This window comes from Flavobacterium suzhouense (assembly GCF_042684765.1).
GTDB classification, from domain to species: domain Bacteria; phylum Bacteroidota; class Bacteroidia; order Flavobacteriales; family Flavobacteriaceae; genus Flavobacterium; species Flavobacterium suzhouense.
On the sequence record NZ_JBHUMD010000005.1, the window covers coordinates 379,323 to 402,250 of the forward strand.

The 22,928-nt window shown below is 36.8% G+C and carries 17 protein-coding genes, 1 tRNA gene and 1 rRNA gene; 6 read left to right on the forward strand and 13 right to left on the reverse strand.

Features of this window, described 5'->3' with window-relative positions:
* Positions 1-2 precede the first annotated feature (2 nt).
* Complete coding sequence (locus tag ACFSR3_RS04735; RefSeq protein WP_379819937.1) at positions 3-563, reverse strand: DUF6642 family protein; 561 nt, start codon at positions 561-563, stop codon at positions 3-5.
* 132 nt (positions 564-695) lie between these two features.
* Between ACFSR3_RS04735 and ACFSR3_RS04740 the strand changes: the two genes are divergently transcribed.
* A complete protein-coding gene (locus ACFSR3_RS04740) occupies positions 696-2,384 on the forward strand; it encodes an RluA family pseudouridine synthase (protein ID WP_379819938.1) in 1,689 nt (562 codons plus the stop codon).
* An 83-nt stretch (positions 2,385-2,467) separates the two neighbouring features.
* Here ACFSR3_RS04740 and ACFSR3_RS04745 read toward each other — a convergent pair whose 3' ends face one another.
* Complete coding sequence (locus ACFSR3_RS04745; protein WP_379819939.1) at positions 2,468-3,892, reverse strand: hypothetical protein; 1,425 nt, start codon at positions 3,890-3,892, stop codon at positions 2,468-2,470.
* 235 nt (positions 3,893-4,127) lie between these two features.
* On the opposite strand from ACFSR3_RS04745, the gene ACFSR3_RS04750 reads away from it, so the two are divergent.
* A complete protein-coding gene (locus ACFSR3_RS04750) occupies positions 4,128-4,487 on the forward strand; it encodes a nuclear transport factor 2 family protein (protein WP_379819940.1) in 360 nt (119 codons plus the stop codon).
* Positions 4,488-4,524: 37 nt separating this feature from the next.
* On the opposite strand, the gene ACFSR3_RS04755 is transcribed toward ACFSR3_RS04750, so the two are convergent.
* The 6 genes from ACFSR3_RS04755 to ACFSR3_RS04780 form a co-directional block, all read right to left on the reverse strand.
* A tRNA-Val gene (locus ACFSR3_RS04755) sits at positions 4,525-4,599 on the reverse strand.
* Between the two features lie 217 nt (positions 4,600-4,816).
* Entirely contained in the window at positions 4,817-6,031 is a 1,215-nt protein-coding gene (locus ACFSR3_RS04760; protein ID WP_379819941.1) for a bifunctional folylpolyglutamate synthase/dihydrofolate synthase, read from the reverse strand.
* A gap of 63 nt (positions 6,032-6,094) precedes the next feature.
* A complete protein-coding gene (locus ACFSR3_RS04765) occupies positions 6,095-7,321 on the reverse strand; it encodes a Glu/Leu/Phe/Val dehydrogenase dimerization domain-containing protein (RefSeq protein ID WP_379819942.1) in 1,227 nt (408 codons plus the stop codon).
* A gap of 74 nt (positions 7,322-7,395) precedes the next feature.
* Positions 7,396-9,432, reverse strand: a complete 2,037-nt coding sequence (locus tag ACFSR3_RS04770; protein WP_379819944.1) for a tetratricopeptide repeat-containing sensor histidine kinase — start codon at positions 9,430-9,432, stop codon at positions 7,396-7,398.
* A 68-nt stretch (positions 9,433-9,500) separates the two neighbouring features.
* The gene (locus ACFSR3_RS04775) at positions 9,501-9,671 is read right to left on the reverse strand and encodes a hypothetical protein (protein ID WP_158537859.1); all 171 of its coding nucleotides are present in this window, start codon (positions 9,669-9,671) and stop codon (positions 9,501-9,503) included.
* 335 nt (positions 9,672-10,006) lie between these two features.
* Complete coding sequence (locus tag ACFSR3_RS04780; protein ID WP_379819945.1) at positions 10,007-10,732, reverse strand: LytR/AlgR family response regulator transcription factor; 726 nt, start codon at positions 10,730-10,732, stop codon at positions 10,007-10,009.
* 102 nt (positions 10,733-10,834) lie between these two features.
* Here ACFSR3_RS04780 and ACFSR3_RS04785 point away from each other — a divergent pair, with 102 nt between their 5' ends.
* Entirely contained in the window at positions 10,835-11,512 is a 678-nt protein-coding gene (locus tag ACFSR3_RS04785) for a response regulator (protein WP_379819946.1), read from the forward strand.
* On the opposite strand, the gene ACFSR3_RS04790 is transcribed toward ACFSR3_RS04785, so the two are convergent.
* A complete protein-coding gene (locus ACFSR3_RS04790; protein ID WP_379819947.1) occupies positions 11,509-12,576 on the reverse strand; it encodes an anhydro-N-acetylmuramic acid kinase in 1,068 nt (355 codons plus the stop codon). The genes ACFSR3_RS04785 and ACFSR3_RS04790 overlap by 4 nt on opposite strands.
* Before the next feature lie 91 nt (positions 12,577-12,667).
* On the opposite strand from ACFSR3_RS04790, the gene ACFSR3_RS04795 reads away from it, so the two are divergent.
* From ACFSR3_RS04795 to ACFSR3_RS04805, 3 genes are all read left to right on the forward strand, one after another.
* Positions 12,668-13,810, forward strand: coding sequence for an acyl-CoA dehydrogenase (locus ACFSR3_RS04795; RefSeq protein ID WP_379819948.1), 1,143 nt, complete (start codon positions 12,668-12,670; stop codon positions 13,808-13,810).
* A gap of 494 nt (positions 13,811-14,304) precedes the next feature.
* Entirely contained in the window at positions 14,305-14,646 is a 342-nt protein-coding gene (locus tag ACFSR3_RS04800) for a helix-turn-helix domain-containing protein (protein WP_114757542.1), read from the forward strand.
* Positions 14,647-14,716: 70 nt separating this feature from the next.
* Positions 14,717-17,146, forward strand: coding sequence for an ATP-binding protein (locus ACFSR3_RS04805; protein WP_379819949.1), 2,430 nt, complete (start codon positions 14,717-14,719; stop codon positions 17,144-17,146).
* On the opposite strand, the gene ACFSR3_RS04810 is transcribed toward ACFSR3_RS04805, so the two are convergent.
* From ACFSR3_RS04810 to rrf, 4 genes are all read right to left on the reverse strand, one after another.
* Complete coding sequence (locus ACFSR3_RS04810) at positions 17,143-18,486, reverse strand: sigma-54-dependent transcriptional regulator (protein WP_379819950.1); 1,344 nt, start codon at positions 18,484-18,486, stop codon at positions 17,143-17,145. The genes ACFSR3_RS04805 and ACFSR3_RS04810 overlap by 4 nt on opposite strands.
* Positions 18,487-18,621: 135 nt before the next feature.
* Entirely contained in the window at positions 18,622-18,921 is a 300-nt protein-coding gene (locus ACFSR3_RS04815) for a hypothetical protein (protein WP_379819951.1), read from the reverse strand.
* 180 nt (positions 18,922-19,101) lie between these two features.
* On the reverse strand, positions 19,102-22,425 hold the full coding sequence (locus ACFSR3_RS04820; protein ID WP_379819952.1) for a T9SS type B sorting domain-containing protein: 3,324 nt from the start codon (positions 22,423-22,425) through the stop codon (positions 19,102-19,104).
* A 420-nt stretch (positions 22,426-22,845) separates the two neighbouring features.
* Positions 22,846-22,928: ribosomal RNA gene (gene rrf, locus ACFSR3_RS04825) — 5S ribosomal RNA — on the reverse strand; the annotation flags it as partial.

Below are 22,928 nucleotides of genomic sequence, written 5' to 3' on the forward strand. Positions count from 1 at the left end.
TTTTAATAATACAATCTGAAATCAAGCAGTTTGCACAACGCATAATATTTTTGATGTAGCTCTTCTACAATTTCGATTACATCATCACTATCTTCAAACAATCCAAAGAAAGCACGATCAAGACCGCTGCTACTTTGCTTACCATAAGCATGACCATAACCCGATATTGCTTTTGCATTTGTAATATCTAAAAAATACTGTGCTTCTTCAGAACTTAAATCCAGAACTTTTTCATTAGCGAAATGAAGGATCTTACCTCTTAATTTTCCTTCAAATAATTCAGCAATTTCTTCAATACTATAATAGTAACCATTAAGACAAATTGTATTCTGCTCTCCCGGCATTACAAGATAGATGATCTCATAATTTTTAAAATTATGATCATCATACAAAAGTGCATTTAAGCTATCCTCAAGCCCTTCAATAGTATCACAGGTCTTGTAGATACTCCCTATCCCCTGCTCAAAGGCAAGTTTTTCGAGAATTGTTACCACTTCAGTAACCCCGGTTTTTTCAATATCATCAACTGCTTCAAGGCAGAAAATGAATTTTTCATCATCCATATAAAATCATTCAGGTACTACTGCAAAATACGACAAAATAAACGGAACAAGTCAGACAGTCCTGTTAAAACAATCCACCCATTTGAATTAATGAATCAGATAAATTAATTTCGCAGCCTAAACATACTCACATTGAGCAGGAACACTTCCGAAAGGATTACATATTTTAACGAAGAAACAATAACAGGCATATCTTTACCGGAACGCTTTACGTTCCCGTTTCTTTACGAACCTCATCCATTGACTAAAATTGCCGCCGAAGAATTGCAGCAATACCTGGAAAGTCTTACCGATCTTGACCATAATTTTGGGCTTAAAGAAGATCAGGAAGGATTGGTTATAGGCAAAATGTTTGGTGTTTTGATTGTTCAAGATGACGAAGGTAAATTAGGATACTTGTCAGCTTTCTCAGGAAAACTTGCAGATTCTAACGATCACCCAAAGTTTGTCCCGCCTGTTTTTGATATGCTTCTTGAAGATAGTTTTTTCTTAAAAGAACAATATATCCTAAACAGCATTAATGACGAAGTAAAAACAATTGAAGCGGATCAACAGTATCTGTCACTCAAAGCCGATTTAGAATCATTTACCCTACAGGCAGCTAAAGAGACAGAAACTTTTAAGAAACAGCTCAAAATAAATAAAGCGTATCGTAAAGATTTACGTGAACGGAGAAAGAATGTTATCAGCGAAGAAGACTATAATCGTTTTGATGCCTACCTTATACGTTTTAGTCATTACGACAATCATCAGTTCAGGTTACTGACCGAAAAATGGAAACTAAAACTGGAAGAAGTTCAGCAGAAACTTTCAATATATCAGGATAGAATTGAAACATTAAAAAAAGATCGCAAAGAGAAATCAGCAGCGCTACAACTACAACTCTTTGAACAATATTCTTTCTTAAACAAAGACGGCAAAACTAAAAGCCTTCAGTCAATATTTGGGAATACCGTATTTGGAAAACCACCGGCAGGAGCAGGTGAATGCGCCACTCCAAAACTTTTGCAATATGCATTCCTGCATGGTTATAAACCTTTAGCCATGGCGGAATTTTGGTGGGGGTCCCCTCCTAAATCGGAAATAAGACAACACAAACAGTTCTACCCGGCATGCAACGGCAAATGCAAACCTATATTAGAACATATGCTCGAAGGCATAGAGACCGACGAAAACCCGTTTTTGATAAACATTGGAGAAGGCAAAGAACTCAAAATAATTTATGAAGACGACAGTTTTGTTGTGGTAAATAAACCTGACGATCTGTTATCAGTTCCGGGTATATTGATAAACGATTCGGTTTATACACGATTAAAATATATACTTAACGGTATCGAACCGCTTATCATTCACAGGCTGGATCAGGCAACTTCTGGATTATTAGTAGTTGCAAAAACGAAAGATGCACACAAAGACATCCAGAAACAATTCCTGAAACGCACCGTAAACAAACGCTATTCTGCAGTGCTCGCAAAAGTTATTGCAGAAGATAGCGGAGAAATAAAACTGCCTTTACGTGGCGACCTTGACAACAGGCCAAGACAGTTGGTGTGCTTTGACTTTGGAAAAAAGGCTCACACTACCTGGAAAGCCATTGAGCGAACAGAAACAACCACAAAAGTCCATTTTTGGCCACATACAGGACGCACCCATCAGTTACGCATGCACGCTGCCCATGAACTCGGACTAAATGCACCTATTGTGGGCGATGACCTGTATGGCACTGCTGCCAACAGGCTGCACCTGCATGCTGCCTATCTTGAGTTTGTGCATCCGGTTACAGGAAAAACTATGACTTTTGAAGCTATGGAGGAGTTTTAACAAACAAGACAAGAATAAAAAACCACCCTAACATTATTGTCAGGGTAGTTTTAATCAATAAACAACCAATAATAGGGCACTACCTATTTTTTCATATTACGATGCCTGTATTTTGTAAAAGCCTTAACGGTAGCAGCTGTCTCGTTGTCAACAGCAACAACTTTAGCATTCTTTGCCGACGTTGCCGTTTTCGCCATAGCAGTATTATAAGCCGGGATAGATTTAGCAGCCATTGCCATATCATAATCCAGTGCTATTTGGCCTTCATCAAAAGGAACATCACCATAATTATCCCTGAACCAAAGCATCCAGTCAGCACTACCAGGCGTGTATACCATCAGGTTATTGGTAGTTTGCTTAGGACCTGGAAGCAGGAACGATTTTAGTTTTGCCTGAGCCGGGCTATGACAACTCATACAAGAAGACAATGCCAGATTCTTATAAACTTTACCCGTTGTTACATCAACTGCCTCCAAAGCTACAGCACCATCGTTAGGACCACTTAACCTTCCGCCCCAACCCAGTGTTTCTTTGCTGTAAAAAGGAGCTTTAGGATTGATTATCGTTTCATATAGTTTAGGATACGGAGGTGTAATAGGACTGTTTACATCCGGATCGTCGCCCCACATAGCGCCAAGTGGCACCATTTTATCCCAAAAATCACCCTTGGCATCCATATCATACACAAAAGTTGAGTAAACCCAACCTGTCTTAGGTGCAGTCTTACTGTCTTTAACGATCACATCCATCTGGAAGAAGCTCACTTTGCGAACCTGATACCCTTTTTTAGGATTTTCAGCAGTTGCAATAGTATCATAAACACTTAAGGTCTCAGCCCCTTTAAGTACAGGCCAGTTAGGCGCATTAATATTTGAGAAAGCAAGTTTCACAACAATACTTCCTTCTTTAAACTGCCCCGATTCTTTAGTAAGATTAACTTTCTCGCCTGTTTTACCCCATAGCTGACCTACAGTATATGCGGCAACAGAATCGTAGAACACTAATGCATACCCGGCCTCATCTTCTTTTAGGCTTTTAAACATTCCCGCAGGATTCCCATTGCCTAGATAAGCCCCTAGAATAGCCTCTCTCTCAGAACCAATCCAGGGTTCATTAAACCAACCATATTTAGCCGACGTCCAATTCTTATTATCTGTAAAAAATGGCTTGACATTAGGAGCTATATAGCTTTTTAATGAATCCATATACGCAAACACATTCGATTCGGAGATAGGCTTGCCTTTAAGTGCCTGCTGCCAAGAAGGATTAATGACATCTTTAACCTCTGTAGGATAATCATGGCTCAGAACAAATAAAGGATTACCATACTGCTCCTTGGTAGGTACTGAGTCACGGTGGTTTTGAAATGCACCGCTAACAGGAGTTTCAGCCATAGCGGTGAGTTCTTTGCCTTCCTCAGTATTGTCATTTTTACGACAGCTACTTACAGTAAATGCAATAGCTGCCAACACAACAAAGGAAGTTGGAAAAGTAATTTTTTGTTTCATAAATTAGTAATTTAAAGTTAGTTGAATACCGGAAAGCGTTACCAATCCACGGTAAACTTATGATAAAAAAACCTACCTAAAACCATCATGATTAAAAACAGGGGTTTGTACGCAACAGCAAAAACGCGTACTTATACGTATAGGAATAATCTGAGGAAATGATTATAAACAATACACTGATCCCATATTCAAAAATGGATAATTCCTATCTTAGCAGAAATCAAAATCAATCAAAATGACAAAATTTAAAGACATCATTGACAAAGCATATACCGCATTTAACGAAAGGAACATTGACAATGCACTTGCAACCATGCAGGAAGACGTTCAATGGTCTAAAGCATGGGAAGGTGGTTATATTAGCGGCCACGAGGAAATAAAACAATACTGGACAAGGCAGTGGAAAGAAATAAACCCGAAAGTTGAAACTGTCGGCTTTTCCGAAAGAGAAAACGGAAGCGTGGAAGTGAGAGTACATCAGAACGTAAAAGACCTTGAGGGAAATTTAATGTTTGACGGAACTGTAAAGCACATTTACACCTTTGAAGACGGACTCATAAAAACTATGGATATTGAGCTTGTAGAAAGTAATTAATAAAAAAAAGCTTCAGTTTTCACTGAAGCTTTTCTTGTGGGCGATGAGGGATTCGAACCCCCGACCCTCTCGGTGTAAACGAGATGCTCTGAACCAACTGAGCTAATCGCCCGTATTTTGTAATTTCTGTCGCGATGTTTGCTTCATTATTACGAGTGCAAATATAGGGCGGTTTTTGATATTTGCAAACATAATCTTGAAAAAAAATTAATTATTTTTCAATCCAAACCCGCTTTATCCGTTAAGCTTTCAATAACTTTCTGTTACAAAACACAATGCACAAACATTACGAAATGAAAAAAAAGCATTTTTTTTCATCACCATAGTAGCTATAGAACCTCAGCTACCACAAAAGTGCTGCCTCCAACATAAATAAAGTCGTTTTCAGCCGAATCTTCCAGTGCTTTTTGATATGCTTCGGTTACGGAACCGTAAATTTTACCCTCTAAACCAAATTCTGCGGCGGCATCACTAAGACTTTTTGCATCCAGTCCACGTGGTATATCCGGCCTGCAAAAATAATAAACTGCCTGTTTAGGCATTAAAGGCAAAACTTCTGTCAGGTCTTTATCATTCAAAACTCCAAAAACAATGCGTAACGTTTCGTATTCCTGCTTTTGCAATTGCGACATCACAATTTTTAATCCATGACTATTGTGAGCCGTATCGGCAATTACTGTAGGCTTATTATGCAGTTGCTGCCATCTGCCCATAAAACCTGTATTTCGGGCAACATGAAGCAAACCCACTTTTACAGCGTTTTCAGAAATCTGGAATTCGTCCTGTAACAGCTCAATAGTTTTTAGCACCGTCTTCCTGTTCTGTTTTTGGTAATCACCGATTAGATCTGACGGGTAATCCTGAACAACCTCATCAGAGGCAAAATACAACGGAGCATTACATTCTTTAGCCTTAGCAACAAAAACAGGTTTTGTCTCATCATTATACTCCCCTATAACCGCAGGAATACCTTTTTTTATAATGCCTGCCTTTTCACCTGCAATTGCGGTCATCGTATTACCTAAAAACTGTGTATGATCCATACCTATATTGGTAATAACCGACACTAAAGGCGTAATTATATTCGTAGAATCCAGTCTTCCTCCAAGACCTGTCTCTATGATTGCTATATCAACTTTTTCTGTTCTGAAATAATCAAAAGCCAAACCAACAGTCATCTCAAAAAAACTAAGATGATTGGCTTCAAAAAAGGTTTTATTAGCCGCTATAAAATCAACAACAAATGCTTCAGAGATATCCTCTCCATTAATCTTAATACGTTCCCTGAAATCCTTTAAATGCGGCGAAGTATATAATCCTGTTTTGTAACCGGCTTCCTGTAATATCGAAGCCAGCATATTCGACACCGAGCCTTTTCCATTGGTTCCCGCAATGTGAATTGTTTTAATTTCCTTTTCAGGATTCCCTAAATGCTCTGCCAGCAGAAGCGTATTGGTCAGGTCTATTTTATAGGCTGATGCCCCCTGTAGCTGGTACATTGGCAACTGGGCAAACATCCATTCTGTAGTTTCTTTGTATGTCATAAATAAAAAAATGACAGAGGTTAATCTGTCATTCAAAAATACTATTTTTATTTATCGTATAGCTTATACTAACTGCTTAAGTGCAATTTCAAATGCCGTGTGGCTTATGTTTTGCTTAGATGAGTTAAGAGCGTGTACATTAGCAATTGCTTTACCAATGATCTCTGAAGCATCTGAGAAGATAGCCTCATCAGTCATGCTAACTTTTTTCTCCATAAAGTAAGCAAATACCCTTGCCATACCACAGTTGGAAATAAAGTCAGGAATAAGGCTCACTTTGCTATCTGTAGCTTCCATAATTGGACCAAAGAAGATCTCTTTATCAGCAAACGGAACGTTAGCACCACAAGAGATAACCTCAAGACCGTTAGCGATCATGTTATCTACCTGCTCTTTAGTAACAAGTCTTGATGCAGCACATGGAGCGAATATCTCAGCACCCATTTTCCATATCTCCTCATTGATTGTCTCAAACGGAACCATGTTATCAGCTACAAGCTTATTACCATCTTTATTAAGGAACAATTTAGTGATTTCTTCGAAAGTGAATCCGTTGCTATTCATAACACCCCCATCACGGTCGATGATACCTACAACTTTAGCACCCATTTTAGCAAGGTAGAAAGCCGCAGCAGAACCTACGTTGCCAAAGCCCTGAACGATTGCTTTTTTACCTTCGATAGAACCTCCGTAAATTTTGTAGTAATGACCAACAGCCTCTGCTACACCATAACCTGTAATCATATCGGCTACAGTATATTTTCTGTTTACATCAGGAGAGAAGGCAGGGTTTTCGATAACTTTTACAACACCCTGACGCAGCTGCCCAATTCTGTTGATTTTATCAGCTTCAGTTGGTTTGAAATGTCCATTAAAAACACCTTCCTGCGGATGCCAAACACCACATTCTTCAGTCATTGGGATAACCTCATGTATCTCGTCAACATTAAGGTCACCACCTGTACCGTAATAGCTTTTTAGTAGTGGAGAAACCGCTTTATACCATCTTTTAAGAACTCCTTCTTTACGAGGATCGGCAGGATCGAAGTTGATACCCGATTTAGCTCCACCGATTGCAGGACCAGAAACTGAGAACTTCACTTCCATTGTTTTAGCAAGCGAAAGCACTTCGTTCATATCAAGTCCTTTTCTCATTCTTGTGCCACCACCAGCAGCACCTCCCCTAAGAGAGTTAATTACTGTCCACCCTTCAGCTTCCGTTTCAGAATCTTTCCAGTTGAATACTATTTCAGGTTGTTTATTTTCAAATTTACTTAGTAAATCTTTCATTTGTTTGTATTTTTATAAATCGGCACAAATATATGAAACATATAAATGTGAATTCTTCATTTTAAACAGAATAATTAAACCGGAAATGAGAATTCAACAACCGCCCCTTTCCCTGGCTGCGATTTAATTTGCAATATTCCCTGAAGAGCATCGGCACGTTTCTTCAGATTTCTTAAACCGATTCCTCCTTTAGCTTTTTCAGGAACAAAACCAACTCCATTATCAGCAACCGTAACAATAACATTATTATCTTTATGACTAACCGTTACTTTTGCATGGCTTGCCCCCGAATATTTATTTATGTTTTGTAATGCCTCCTGGATTATTCTGTACACATTTACTTTACAAATATTAGTCATCAATTCCCAATCTATAGATGGATCAATGTCGGCTTCAAATTCTGTATCAAATGTATTTTTTTGTGAAGTAATCATAAAGCCCAGCATACTTTCAAAACTTTGCTCCTGATTGAAAAGTGCATTTCGGCTAAGGTCGTGTGAAACTCCCCGTATCTCTGATTCAATAGATTGTAACTCTTTAATATATCCTTTTCGCATTAAAACAGATTCTTCATCTGCTTTTTTATTGATAAATTCGAGGTTCAGCCGGACGGCATATATATTATTCAAAATACCATCGTGCAGTTCCATAGCAATACGTGATTTCTCCTCAGTTCTTGCCGACTCTATTTTCCCCTGCTGCTCAAACATAAGCTCGTAAATCTCTTCGTTTGCTTTTTGCTGCTCCTGAACAAGCAAGAGTTCTTTGTTTTTTGAATTTAGGTAATAGATTATAAATATCGCAGCAATAAATAACACAACTACAATAGACACTCCTATAATAAAGCTATTCTTTTTAGCCAGAGCCTCTTTTTCATCAGTAATTCTGGCGGTATCAAACTCAATTCGTGCGAATTTATCTCTGGTATTCTGCGCAATCTTCTGAAGGCTGTCATTCACTTTTATGTACCTTCGCATGTAATAATCATTATTAACCTTATCTATAGCCGTAAGAAGCTTAAGACTTGACAATATATCAGAATTACTTTTATTAGCTTTCGCTTTAGCATAGGCTGTTGTAAGATAACTGATTGCTTTTACAGTATCTTTTTTATATAAAAAATATTCACCGAGACTCACATTACTCGCGATAATCCCGGCTTCTTTTTCTAGCTCCTCACGTATCGCAAGCGATTCATAAAAAAGTTCAGGAAGCTGAGAATTGTCGCCAGATTTATATTTGGCTGTTGCCAGATTATTAAGCAGTTTTGCATAAAGCCCCGATTGCTCCTTAACGCCCGGCATAGTTAACGCCTGGTTATAAATTTCGATAGCCTTTTTGTTTTGCCCCATTTTCACATAAACACCTCCCATATTATTAAAACAGGAAGCTTTGTTTAACGCAATCTGACCACCACTAAATCCTTCTTTCTCAAAATCATCGATAACATCAAAGGCCATCTCGTAATATTTTATCGCTTCATCATTATCATCCTGTCCATCCAGAGAAGAAGCAATAAGATTATAACAATTGTATAAATCTGTAGCTTTATTGTCAATACGTAAATACTTTTGAGCCTTAAAAGCCTCTGATTCACACATTGCAAACAAACCTGCATCATAATAAACATAAGCCTTATACAAAATGGTTTCGCCTACCGACCTGGCCTCTGCTCCTTTAAACTTTACATATAAATCTTCTGCATCTTTATAATAATAAAGAGCACTATCGTTATTTGCTTTTCCATAATAAGAAACACCTGTAAAGTGAAGTCCTTTAGCCATCGATAAAGTATCATTGGCTCTTTTACCAAAGTCATAAACCTTTTTACTGGCATGTATTGACTTATCATATTCATCAAGATTATAATAACTCACTACCGCCTCCCTCATATAATAGCGGGTAAGAGAATCATTTCTGTTATCGGAAACAGCATTAAAAAGCGTATCAGCATAGGCTACTCTTTTTTCCCTGTCTATATCATCTCTGCGAGACAACATGACCATACTATCCAAATGGCTATCAGAGCTTCCATTCTGGACAGTTGCTTTTTTACATGAAGTGGCAAAAAGCAATAACCCTATTAATAATAATTGAAGTTGGCGTATCATTATAATTTTTGAGGCTGCAGTTTATTATAAACTGCAGCCTCAAAAATAATGATTTTTATATTATATAGTTACGCTCTGATTGGAGGTTTTGGAAGATCTTTATCACCATTATCAATAGGGAGAGTTATATCAAAAGATCCTGCTTTAGTATCCTGGATTTCGCTGTCATCAGCAGAACAAGAAACTAGAGATGAGCCAACAAAAGCAACTAAGCAAAGTGTAAGGATAATTTTTTTCATGATAGTAAGGTTTTTATTAGATGTTATGATTTTTTTAAATTCTTTGTTCAGAACCTCGTATTTCCCGTTTGATTCTGAAGCAAAACTACTCAGTAAAACCTTACTGACACAATGATTTACAGCAGGTTTAGTAGAACACATCCATACACGAGTAACTCGACCGATTTGAAGGGTAAATGAAGAATTGTAATCCAAAAAAAATGTTAATTAACAAAAACAACACAATTTAAAACATCAACACAAAACACTACTAAACAAATGAATAGAGTCTACAAAAAAATTACAGGTTAAAAACACGTACTAATTTTTAGTTAAAACTCTTGAAAGCTGAATCTTTAAAGATAATCGGGAGCTATCTTCCTGATAATAGTATCAATATTATCTTTAAAAGTTTTAGAGAAAGAGATAGACAAATCACTATTATTCAAGTAGCATAATGATTTACCGGTATTAATTCTTGAAATGAAGTTACTGTTCACAATATAGCTATTGTGAATCCTGAAAAAATAAAATGGCAAATTAGCCTCATAATGTTTCAGGGTTTTATACGCCGTAAGTTTGCGCCCGTTTTGAAGGTGAAAATCAGTGGTGTTATTATCAGCTTTCAAATAAACTATATCGTGCAAAGAAACAAATTGATAATCTCCGTATGATTTTATGCAAATAGTACTGTTTGCTATAGCAGGGTTTGTCTTTTGGAACTTCAAAAGGCTTTTTCTTAAATCGAACTGATTTAGTGGCGTCAATAAATAATCGAACACCCCTGCCTGAATTGCTTCAAATGCATATTTCGGGGAAGCCGTCAAAGCAATAAAGTATGGAACATTATCTATATAACGGTACAACTCAGATATGATACCCAAAGAAAGGTTACTTTTCTTGTTTTTAGGACAGATTTCCAGAAAAACCAACTGCGGCTGTAGCTCCAGAATTTTATTGATTGCATCCTCTCTGTTTTCAGCAACTCCAACGCAATAGAATTCCGGGAAATCCTCAAATCTCCTTAAGGTTTCCTTGGCATTATCTTTGTTATCATCTACTATCAGGTATGAATATTGCACTTCTTAACAGAGAAAATTTTGCGCAATTTAAAAACATTTGACCTGACAATTTTACGGTTTTCCCGTAATTTTTGTTAATTTTGTTGGAACCATGAGAAGCTTATGCGAGAAGATTTAAATATTTTAATTGTTGACGATCATCCAATGACCGTTAACGGATATGTAAATGTACTATCGGACGAAGAGTTCGAAGATCACAATCTTATTTTCACTAAAGCACTAGATTGTGAACAGGCCTACAAGCTTATTACTGCATCTCAAAACGGCGGTACGGTATTTAACGTTGCTTACCTAGACCTTAGCCTTCCTCCTTATCCGGAGCAAAATATATTTTCAGGACTTGATTTAGGAGTACTTATCCGAAAAACAATTCCGGACTGTATCATAATTATATTAACAATGCATAGTGAAGCATCGCTGGTGGACAGACTCATTAAAGAAATCAATCCTCAGGGAATATTATGCAAAAGTGACATTGATATAGATGAGTTTCTAAATGCATTTAAGATAATCTATGGAGGTGACACATATCTCAGCAATAAAATTGTAAAGTCTTTAAAGGACAAAGTATTTGACAATTACAAACTTGACAATTACGACAAGCAAATACTTATGCGCCTTTCGGAAGGCATTTTAACCAAAAACATCCCTAATTATGTACCGCTTTCCTTAAGCGCTATTGAAAAAAGAAAAGCACAAATGAAAAACATGCTGCTTCAGGGAAAAGGCGGTGACGACCACGAACTTATTGAGGCAATTAAGAAAATGGGAATACTTTAAGACTCATATACAGAACCAGAGCTGTGATCGTGTGCCGCTCCTGTTACACTACTTAAGACATTTACATCACCTCGCAACTTTAATACACCTAGGAGCGCAAAAATAAGCGCCTCTTTAAACTGTATGGTTTTATCATCCGGAACAACTATCACTGTATCCTGAAGCAATTGTTTTAGCCTTCCGATTAAAAAATCATTATAGGCACCTCCTCCCGTTACCAAAAGCTCTCCCGGACCTATACTCATAATTGTATTAGCTATCTGTTGGGCAACGTGCTCAGTAAAAGTTGCTATTTTATCCTCCGCAGAAGCATTATAGCTATCTATTAAGGGCAATACTGTTTCTTTAACAAATTCAAACCCTAAAGATTTGGGATACGGAAGTTTGTAAAATTCAAGCGAGTTCAATTCTGAAAGAAGCGGCAACAACATCTTCCCTTTTGCAGCTATCAATCCCCTGTCATCATACTCCAAACCTAATTGGTTAGCATAATAATTAAGAACGGTATTTACCGGACAGATATCAAAAGCAATACGTTGGCCCTTCTCTTCAAAGGAAATATTTGAAAAGCCGCCCAGGTTAAGACAATAGCGATACGAGGAAAAAAGCAGTCTGTCTCCTATCGGTACCAATGGAGCACCCTGTCCCCCGAGCTGAACATCCTGCACCCTGAAATCGCAAACAGTCTTCACTCCAATAATAGAAGCGATTTCAGGAAGATTACCTATCTGCAACGTAAAACCATTATGCGGCTGATGTAATATAGTATGACCGTGAGAACAAACAGCATCTAGATCATTAATTCCATTACCCTCTATAAATGACTTTATAACACCGCCAAGCAATGCAGTATATTCTTTATTAAGAAGGGTTAATTCATCTTCACTATACCCTACAGCCTCTTTAAGGCGTTTTACCCATAGATCGGAATATGGAACTGTAATAGTTTCCGCTATTGCAAACTCCCATTTACCTGTATTATTGGTAAAAAAAATATGTGCCAAATCCACGCCATCAAGCGAAGTTCCTGACATTACTCCTATAACGTTATAGTTTTCTTTCATCGCGAGGCTAAAATTACGCATTCATATTGAAAAATTCACATTTAATAGCTACATTTGGACGCAATAAAACAAAAAATATAATTTAATTATTATGGATTTTAAACTTACTGAAGAGCACCTGATGATTCAACAAGCTGCGCGTGATTTTGCACAGAACGAATTACTTCCTGGTGTAATAGAAAGAGACGAGAAACAGATTTTCCCGACTGAACAAATTAAAAAAATGGGAGAACTTGGATTTCTTGGTATGATGGTAGACCCTAAATATGGGGGAAGCGGCCTTGATACAATTTCTTATGTACTGGCAATGGAAGAAATCTCTAAAATTGACGCTTCAGCTTCAGTAGTTATGTCGGTAAACAACTCTCTTGTTTGCTGGGGTCTTCAGACGTTTGGTACTGAAGAGCAAAAACAAAAATACCTTACAAAACTTGCTACAGGTGAAGTAATTGGTGCTTTCTGTCTTTCTGAGCCGGAAGCAGGTAGTGATGCTACTTCGCAAAAAACAACTGCAATTGATAAAGGAGACCATTATCTTTTAAATGGTACTAAAAACTGGATCACTAATGGTGGTACTGCAGATGTTTACCTTGTAATCGCTCAGACAGATATTGACAAAAGACATAAAGGTATCAATGCACTTATTGTTGAAAAAGGCATGCCAGGATTTGAAATAGGTCCGAAAGAACAAAAACTTGGTATTCGTGGATCTGACACTCACTCGTTAATGTTTACTGACGTAAAGGTTCCTAAAGAAAACAGGATTGGTGAAGAAGGATTTGGTTTCAAGTTTGCAATGAAAACATTAGCCGGCGGTAGAATCGGTATCGCTTCACAGGCTTTGGGTATTGCTTCAGGAGCTTACGAGTTAGCTTTAAAATACTCTAAAGAGCGTAAAGCTTTTGGTACAGAAATCTGCAACCACCAGGCAATCGCTTTCAAACTTGCAGACATGGCTGTCTCTATCGAAGCTGCACGCCACCTTTGCCTTAAAGCTGCATGGGACAAAGACCAACACAATAACTACGATCTAAGTGGCGCTATGGCTAAACTATACGCTTCTCAGGTTGCTATGGATACAACCATCGAAGCCGTACAGATACATGGAGGTAACGGATATGTAAAAGAGTACCACGTAGAACGACTTATGCGTGATGCAAAAATCACACAGATATACGAAGGGACATCTGAGATACAGAAAATCGTAATTTCAAGATCGATTATCGCACAATAATAAAAACCCGCAAATGCGGGTTTTTTTATGCTTACTATAAAGCAAAAAAATAACCAGTCTCATCTAAAACAGACCGGTTAAAAAATCATTTATTAAATATTAAAAAAAATACACTTTTTTATATTACGCCAACCTCCCTTTAGCAATAAACATTCCACACCATTATACAAAGCCTGAAACCAGTCACAGAAACACCCATCCGTAAAGACTTAAAAATAAAGACTTACCAACAATTTTTACGAGATAAAAAAATCATTCTCTAAATATTCTTTCCCCAAATAAAGCATCAACACATTACCTTCATAAAATGTAATCCTTGAAGAATAATTAATTTATAACTATCAAAAAATAGATATATAATTATTTTTTATCTACCGTTCGTGGGGAAAAAAGTGCATTATATCGAATATTTGTCCGATACTTTTTCTGACGTACTCTTCTTTTCTACTTTTATGTCAAACCTTACTTATTAAGCATCTTTAAAAATAACTTTTATGAACATTATTGGGCAACGAATTAAAAAACTAAGAGAAGATAAAGGCATAACTCAGGAAACTATGGCGCAACAGCTTGATGTTACACAAAGTAACTATGGCCGTCTTGAAAAAGATGACAGAAGGCTAAACGTTGTAAAGCTTCTTAAAATAGCCAGGATACTTAACGTAAACATCTCTTACATGTTTAACGAAACTATTACCGAAATTGACTCTGACGACAGCCAAATGCTAAATGGCGCGAATAAAGAAGTTTACAACATCCTTGTTGAAAGCCTGAGAGCAGAGATTCAGCACCTTAAAGATGAAATCAATTTTTTAAGGATAATGGTAAAAAGCTAAGGCTAAAAATTATACTTTAAATATTTTTGTACCGTTTTTATAAGATATTAAAAACTACTACTTTTATCTGATGGTACAAAAACCAAAAGCTGTAAAATATAAGATTATAACCGGATACGTACTGCTATTAGCAATGGCAGTATTATCCGTTTGGCTTGTATACACAGAGATTTCTAAACTTGCCAACCCTGCAAAAACTAACGAAGAACAAAAGATTCTTCGTATCAGTACTACAATAGCAAATCTTTATGCTTCTGAGGCAATTGGACGAAATTCTATCCTTACCGAGAAAAAGGCCGATTTTCAGAATTACAGCATCCTTATAGACAACATACACCTTGAAATTGACTCCATTAAAAAGGATGTTGACCCTGTACAGATAGCCAAATTTGATTCTATAAAATTACTGATAGACCGCAAGCGAAACAGTATCAGCGAGATTATAGCCTACCATAAACAATACGGCAGAAAAAAAAATATCAGCCAGGCCATTGAAGGTATTTACCATACTAAAGATTCGATTGTAAATACTAAAAAATCCATTGAGGCTACGAAATCATACCCGGGTAAACAATCCGTAAACGCTATTCTTTCTCCTCGTTTGAGAGAAGCATTAAGCAAACCTACCGTACCGAATGATTCTCTGGCGATGGCATACTCAAAAGTACTTATTGACCTTATTTTAAAAGAGAAAGAACAAGACCGGATGATGTTTGAGAAGGAACAACATTTACTGGATGAAAACCGTATTATATCAGATCAGTTAAGAAAAATCCTGACATCAGTTGAAGAAGAGTTTCTGCAAAAGTCATATCAGCAAATAAGAAAATCTCAGTTAAGCATGCAAAAACTGGTTGAGAACGTTGCATGGATAGGAGCTTTGGCATTACTCATTTTAATTACGTTTGCATGGATTATTATACGTGATTTGAGTATAAACCAAAAGTACAGAAGGCAACTTGAGATTTTAAACCAGGAAAATGAAGAACTCCTGAGAACCAAAACCATGCTAATGGCTACTGTAACGCACGACCTGCAAACTCCTCTTGGCAGCATTATAGGTTTCCATGACCTTATTAAAGACACAGCAGTAACCGGTAAACAAAAGCAGTATCTTAATAACATTAATGAATCGGCAAACTATATCCTTAAGTTAGTAAATGATCTTTTAGATTTTTCAAGACTTGAAAACAACAGGATATCTATAGAAAAGACACCTTTTAACATTAAAAATGTTATAGAGAATACCTGTAAAACCCTCGAACCAATGGCTACAAATAAAGGCATTGAGCTCAACTGGGACATTACAGAAGACCTAAATGCAAATTTTATTTCAGATCCTTACCGCATTAAGCAGGTACTGACCAATCTAGTCAGCAACGCTATTAAATTTACCCCTGAAGGATCAGTTGAAGTTACAGCTAAGATCGACGGAGAAAACATTACTATTTCAGTAATTGACACCGGTATAGGAATCTCAAGAAAAAAACACGATGATGTTTTCAAGGAGTTTACTCAGGCACATTCCGGTATAGAAAAGAAATTTGGAGGTACCGGATTAGGCCTTACTATCTCTAAAAAAATAATTGAACTTCTTGGCGGCCAAATTACTCTTGAGAGTGAGGAAGGTCAGGGCTCAATATTTACTATCATAATACCGTGTACGCCTTCTGAGTCTAATTTCATTGTCAGCGAAAACGCATCACAAGATGAAGATGATAATTATTCGCACTTAAAAGGAAAGAAAATCCTGATCGTAGATGACGACAATATGCAGCTGGCGCTAATGAAAGAATTATTTTTAAACTATCCTGCTGTAGTACAAACCGAGATCAACGCTTCCTCAGTAATTTCCATACTGGAAAAAGAATACTTCGACCTCATACTTACAGACATCCAAATGCCTTCTATCGATGGTTTCGAGTTGGTACGGCTGATTCGCACCAATCCTGATAAGCACATAGCATCAATCCCTGTTATTGCATTATCCGGCAAAAGAGATCTTACGCAAAAAGATTTTGTTGATGGAGGATTTAATGCAAGCCACCCAAAACCTGTTCAGTTAAAACAATTACTTGACTTAATTTCGGAAATTATAAGTGGAACAGCAGTTCGTAAAACAGCTATTATAGTCAAAGAAAGCATTGAGCACGAAATTGAAGAAGCACCTCTATATAATTTACGAAGTCTCGCGCAATTTACTTATAATGACCCTGAATCCCTGAAAACAATACTGAGGACATTTATAGAAAGCGTAAAGGAAAATTGCAGCGCATTACAAGATGCTGTTGAAGCCCAAAACGAACAGGCGTTATCTGAAACTGCACATAAAATGATTCCTATGCTTAAGCAAATGGAAGTGCACAGCATCTATACATTATTGGAACCCTTAGAGGACAGAACCCATGAGATGACATGGCCCGAAATCCAGAACTATGTAAACGATATTTGCAGCCGACTCGTTGTATTGTGCGAAGCCTATGAAAATGAAATGAATTAAAGCTCTATATTATAAAGCTTTAATTTATTATAAAGCGTTTTCCTGTCAATATTCAGTAAAACGGCAGCTTTAGATTTATTGAAATTAGCCTTTTCGAGTGCAAGTCGTATCACCTGTTCTTCATCTGCCTTAGCGTAACCGGAAAGTGAGCCTTCATCTTTAGATGCTTCAAGCATTTCATGTGGCAGTACTTCTAAATGAATCAGGTTTGACTTTGTCAACAAAACAGATCTCTTGATAATGTTTTTCATCTCTCTTAAGTTACCTGGCCATTCATAGCTTTTAAAGAGTTTTGTAACATCTGCATCAAAGCCTTCGACATCTTTTTCCAAATCATTATTGGCCTGAGCCAGAAAATGATTAGCAAACATCATGATATCCTGTTTTCTTTCTGAAAGGCGCGGTGCTTTAATAGAAAATTCATTTAACCTGTGATATAGGTCTTCCCTAAAATCGCCTCGTTTTACAGCCTCTGTAAGATCTTCATTGGTAGCTGCAATTACTCTTATGTCTACCTGAATTTCCTGATTACTTCCAACCGGTTTTATTTTTCGTTCCTGAAGCGCTCTTAAAAGCTGTACCTGTACTTCATACGAAAGATTGCCAACTTCATCCAAAAATAAAGTTCCTTCATTAGCCGCCTCAAAATGCCCCGTCTTATCATTAACAGCTCCTGTAAATGAACCTTTAATATGCCCGAAGAATTCACTCGACGCAAGGTCTTTGGGTATTGCACCACAATCTACAGCAATAAAAGGCTTTTTAGCTCTTTTACTAAGCAGATGTATCGATTGTGCGATATACTCTTTTCCGGTTCCACTATCGCCTATAATCAGCACCGACATATTGGTTGGTGCTACAAGCTCGATGTGTTCATGTAATCGTAAGGAATCACTGCTTATGCCTTTTACAAAAGATAAAGGAGAAGTACTGCTTTTCTTTTCTTTGATTTTGGCCGGAGGATTTTCTTTGGCCGATTTTTTGGTAAGGGCCAAACCTATGGTGTGAAGTATCTCATCAGGATTAATAGGTTTGCCAACATAATCAAAAGCTCCTGTTTTAATCGAATTTACCGCTGTCTTAATATCGGTATATCCTGTCATGAGTATAACCTGAGTATCGAGAGAGATTTCTTTAACCCGTTTAAGTATTTTGAGGCCATCGCTATCAGGAAGTCTTATATCTGTTAAAACAACATCAAAAACCTGCTTATTGATGAATTCTTCTGCTTCCTGTCCGTTAAATGCATTTGTGACATCAAAACCTTTTTTTTGCAAAAAGGTTTTCAGCATTACACAAAAAGCAGTATCATCATCAATTACCAGTATCTTAGAACTCATGAGCTATAAAAATAATATCTACAAATGTAACTGTTTTGGGGGTTAGTAGATGTTAATAAAAAACAAAAGGAGACGCTCCCGTCTCCTTCTATTCGAAGAAAAAATTCTTCAATCACCTTACTATATATTTTTAGCTTACTTAGCTTCTTCTTTTATAAAATCACCAGTGTCTTTATAATAAACATTAATTATTTTATCATTCTTTTTCAACACTAGTTTATATTCATTGTTTTCATTCACAAAGACTTCATTAAGAGAATAACCGCTATACCTGGCACTTGCTTTTTTTAATACCTGCGAAGGTATTTGATTACCTTCAATCTTCTTAAAAAGAACCTCTTGAAATAAGTAAAACAACTTAATGTCATTTATCGTAGCAGAACTGTAGGATGAAAAACTTATTACAACAAATATTGAAAATAAAAAGTTTTTCATAAATCATTCCTGCTTTGATACTTAATACATATGAAATAACCATACCAAAAAGACATTAAAGCACAAAACACACATAAAGAACTAACAAACAAACAATTAAGAATACAAAGTCAAATTTTAGCAATATCTCATAATTGTGGAATTCCACAACTTATTGTAGAAATTCCACACTTTTAATAGTTAACGGATCATTGAAAAATGTCCTTTATGAACTTTACCATCTTTCCTGATTACCACAAACCAATAATCTGTTGCAGGTAATGGCCTTCCATTAAAAGTACCGTCCCATCCGGCATCGGTAGGTGTAAAGCCCGATAATAGTTTACCATATCTGTCATAGATAAAGATTCTTGCTTCAGGTTCAAACCAGGAATACTCAAGACGCCACTTTTCATTAATTCCATCACCATTGGGTGTAAAGAATTTTGGATAATTCAATAGTACCAATTCCTCCGAAACAACTCCACAACCATTCTTATCCCTGATATATATAGTATAAACACCCGGCTTAAGTCCGTTGAAATAAGGATTGTCCTGATAAATATCATTATCAAGTGAATACTCATAACTACCCGGACCACTTGCATTAATTATTATGGAATTCTGATTTTCTGTCCAGTCCTTAATATCTAAAGACCATGTATCAGGTGGTCCGGAAGGAATTACTGTTATTGTAGCTTCTTCAGCACAGACAATCCCGTCATACTCATTACCAATTTTCACCCAGTAGCTACCCGGTTGAGTTATTTTAACCGTACGTGTAGTCTCACCTGTAGACCATTCATAACTATTATATCCCGGATCAGCAGAAACAGTTACACTATTATCATCCGAACAAAGAATGTAATCTTTCTTCATTTTAATCTCGGGATATTCTGAAAGCCTCAGTTGAAACGAAACAACATCATGGCATAATGGAATGTGATTATGAATAAGACGGGCGTATATCGTCTCAGGATTAGCTGTATTGGTATGTAGGGTTGGTATGGCATTAATACCGTTCTCAGCATCTTCTTCACTTAAATAATACGTTACTGTATATATTGCTGCCGGCTGGTTTTCTAAGATCAGTGGTGTTTGTGTTTGTAAATCAAATTCGGATATCATACTATCTGTAGTATCAACGCACAAAACCATATCACCCGGATCATGTGCATTGGTTAATTCCGGTAACTGCCTGATATCAACTTCTATTTTACCGACAAAACCGCAGGCATCTTCAACCAAAAATTCATATTTCCCGGGATCGAGACCTGAAAATATATTATTATTACCATTATCTAAAAAAAATGGCACATCATCTTTATTGATTATACTATAATGCAAAGGCGCAAATCCTGTCGCATCTACGTAAATATCATTACTGTTTTGATAACAGGAAAGATTATAAACGCTTTTTACATTAACACCATCGGTATATTCAAATGTTGAAAGAGCACCAAAACAAGATTTGATATTTTGAGGGCTTACATAATTTTCAAAATATTTAATTACCCTGAACATTCCTTCATATTCGAGGGCGGTTAAGGTTTGTCCATTTACTAATGATATTGAATTATTTGTTGTAGGCTCGCTCCCTTCCGTAAAAACAACTCCGGTTACCGGATGTCCCCATATGTTAGTTTGAGGATCAATTAATTTCTGTAACCAGTAAGTAGGCGGATCTCCTAAATTATTAGTAACATTATCCGTTAGACTTAGATCATAGTTACCACAATTACGCACAAAAGTGACTGCATTACCTGCTGATGAACTATCTTTTACATTTACAGAAACCGTTCTTTCAATGCCACAAATATCCACACCCATAAAAGTATAGGTCCCGGCAGGTAACCCATCCATAAAGAATATGCCTGTATTATCTATATAATTACTTACATCAAAAGGCAATGTCTGTTCAAATTCAGCAGGCGCATCAGTCATCGTTAAAGACACCAGTTTTCCATTTCCACTACTTACCCTTATTCCGCCACTATTTTCAACACAACTACTAACAGAAGAAGCTAAAAAATCCTTTTCCTCAAAATCAGGAATCAGAACAGTTACTTCATATTCTTTTCCGCATTCATCAGTAATTTTCAATTTATATTCTCCTTTTGGAATATTAGTCAAGATCAAATTACCATTGTTATTAATATTGGCCGATACATCTTTAGGCAGGGTATTGGAAGCCTCATAATCATCCGGTGCTTCAATGACAAAAGCAGACACAATTTTACGATCAGGTACAGCAACAGCAATTCTTCCAAACTCGGAATAACAACCATTGTTACTTCCTCCAGCTGAAGGTTCAACAATTTCATCTTTAATCTCAAACTCATACGACATGGTATTCCCACAATGATCAATAATCTCAACTGTATATTCTCCTTCGGGAACAGCCGTCTCCGGATCACCATATATAATGGCTCCATTTTCATTAAAAGGTCCCGGATGTGTATTGTTAAAAGCAGTTGGATCAAATCCTTCAGGAGAATCAGTAAAATTTATGGTAAAAGGAGGAACAAAATTTGCCACAGAAATCGTTAGGTAATGTTCACCACAAGGCAGGATTATATTAGGAACATGACTGATCGAGGCCTCAGGATTTAAACTCATAGCATCGCTGGTATATTCACTATTGCATCCATCTGTAATTTTCAACGTATAAGAATACTCTGAATCTCCAACTGAAAATGTTTGTGACAAGGATAATTCAATTGCATCACCGCTCTCAAAAGTTTGCTCAAATACAGTAGGAGGCTCACCATTTGAAGGAGTGAATGTGTATTCTATAGTCAAAGGATAAGTTATAGAAATACCCTCTCCATAAGAAATAGTATTTATTACAGTAACCGTATCGCAATCCCCGTTAACATCACTATTATATTCAGGAGCAGAAATAGCTGGCGGACCTGGACTGGCAGCTAACGTATAAGTCGTAACATCGGCATTCCCACATTCATTAAATACCCTAACTATATATATACCTGCTGGTAAACCTTCAAACACATTCGAATTTTGTGCTGGTCTTACTACAGGTCCCGATGTTATTTCATACAACACACCAGTACCCTCCGTCACAGTTACGATCATGTTAGCACCTTCTACACAAGCCTGATTTGTAGCACTAACATAAAAATCTAAAGGCGCGGGAATCTTAACAATAGTAGCCTGTGCTATTTCGGTATTACTCTCTTGTCCCAATGATTGAACAGCGACAACTTTATAATCACCCTCAGCCAAGCTACCTAAAGTATTAGCAGAAGAAATAGAAATTGGATTTGTTTGATCAGGAAGTTTATATACGGTATATTCAAAACTGGAACCCGGTGTAGCATTATTTATTATAAATAACATGCTCCCATTTCCGTTACAGGTTTCATCTGAAACAGTGATTTCTATATCAAAATCCTCAAGTTGCGCATATGCAGATACAGAGAATGCAAGAAATACGAATAAAAAGCAACACAACGATTTATAACTCTTAAAACAACAGTCACCTGTAAACGACAATAGCTTCATACGAAAACTTTATAACAGTTAAAAATATGCTAATATTAGTTAAATTTAATTTAAGTTAAAAATATGCAACCATAAAAATCAGCAATCTATAACTATCACTACATAGTACGTAATAAATACTATTTTGGTTTTAACTCATATAAACATTTATCTTGTAAAAACAGTTATAAAACAAAAAACCCTATCGCACGGGATAGGGTTTTCAAAAGATCTTATCTTCCTACAGTACCAATAATGCTATAAAACAAAAAAACTTCATCGTAAATGATGAAGGATTTTTAAAAGGCACGAGGCCTTCGGCTGAATTGGCGCAGCAAAGGCGACTACCCCCGATAGCTATCGGGGCTACCACAAATTACAGTACCAACAGTGCTATAAAACAAAAAACCCTTCATCGTAAATGATGAAGGGTTTTCAAAATAAAGGCGACGACATACTCTCCCACAAATTGCAGTACCATCTGCGCAGTCGGGCTTAACTTCTCTGTTCGGGATGGGAAGAGG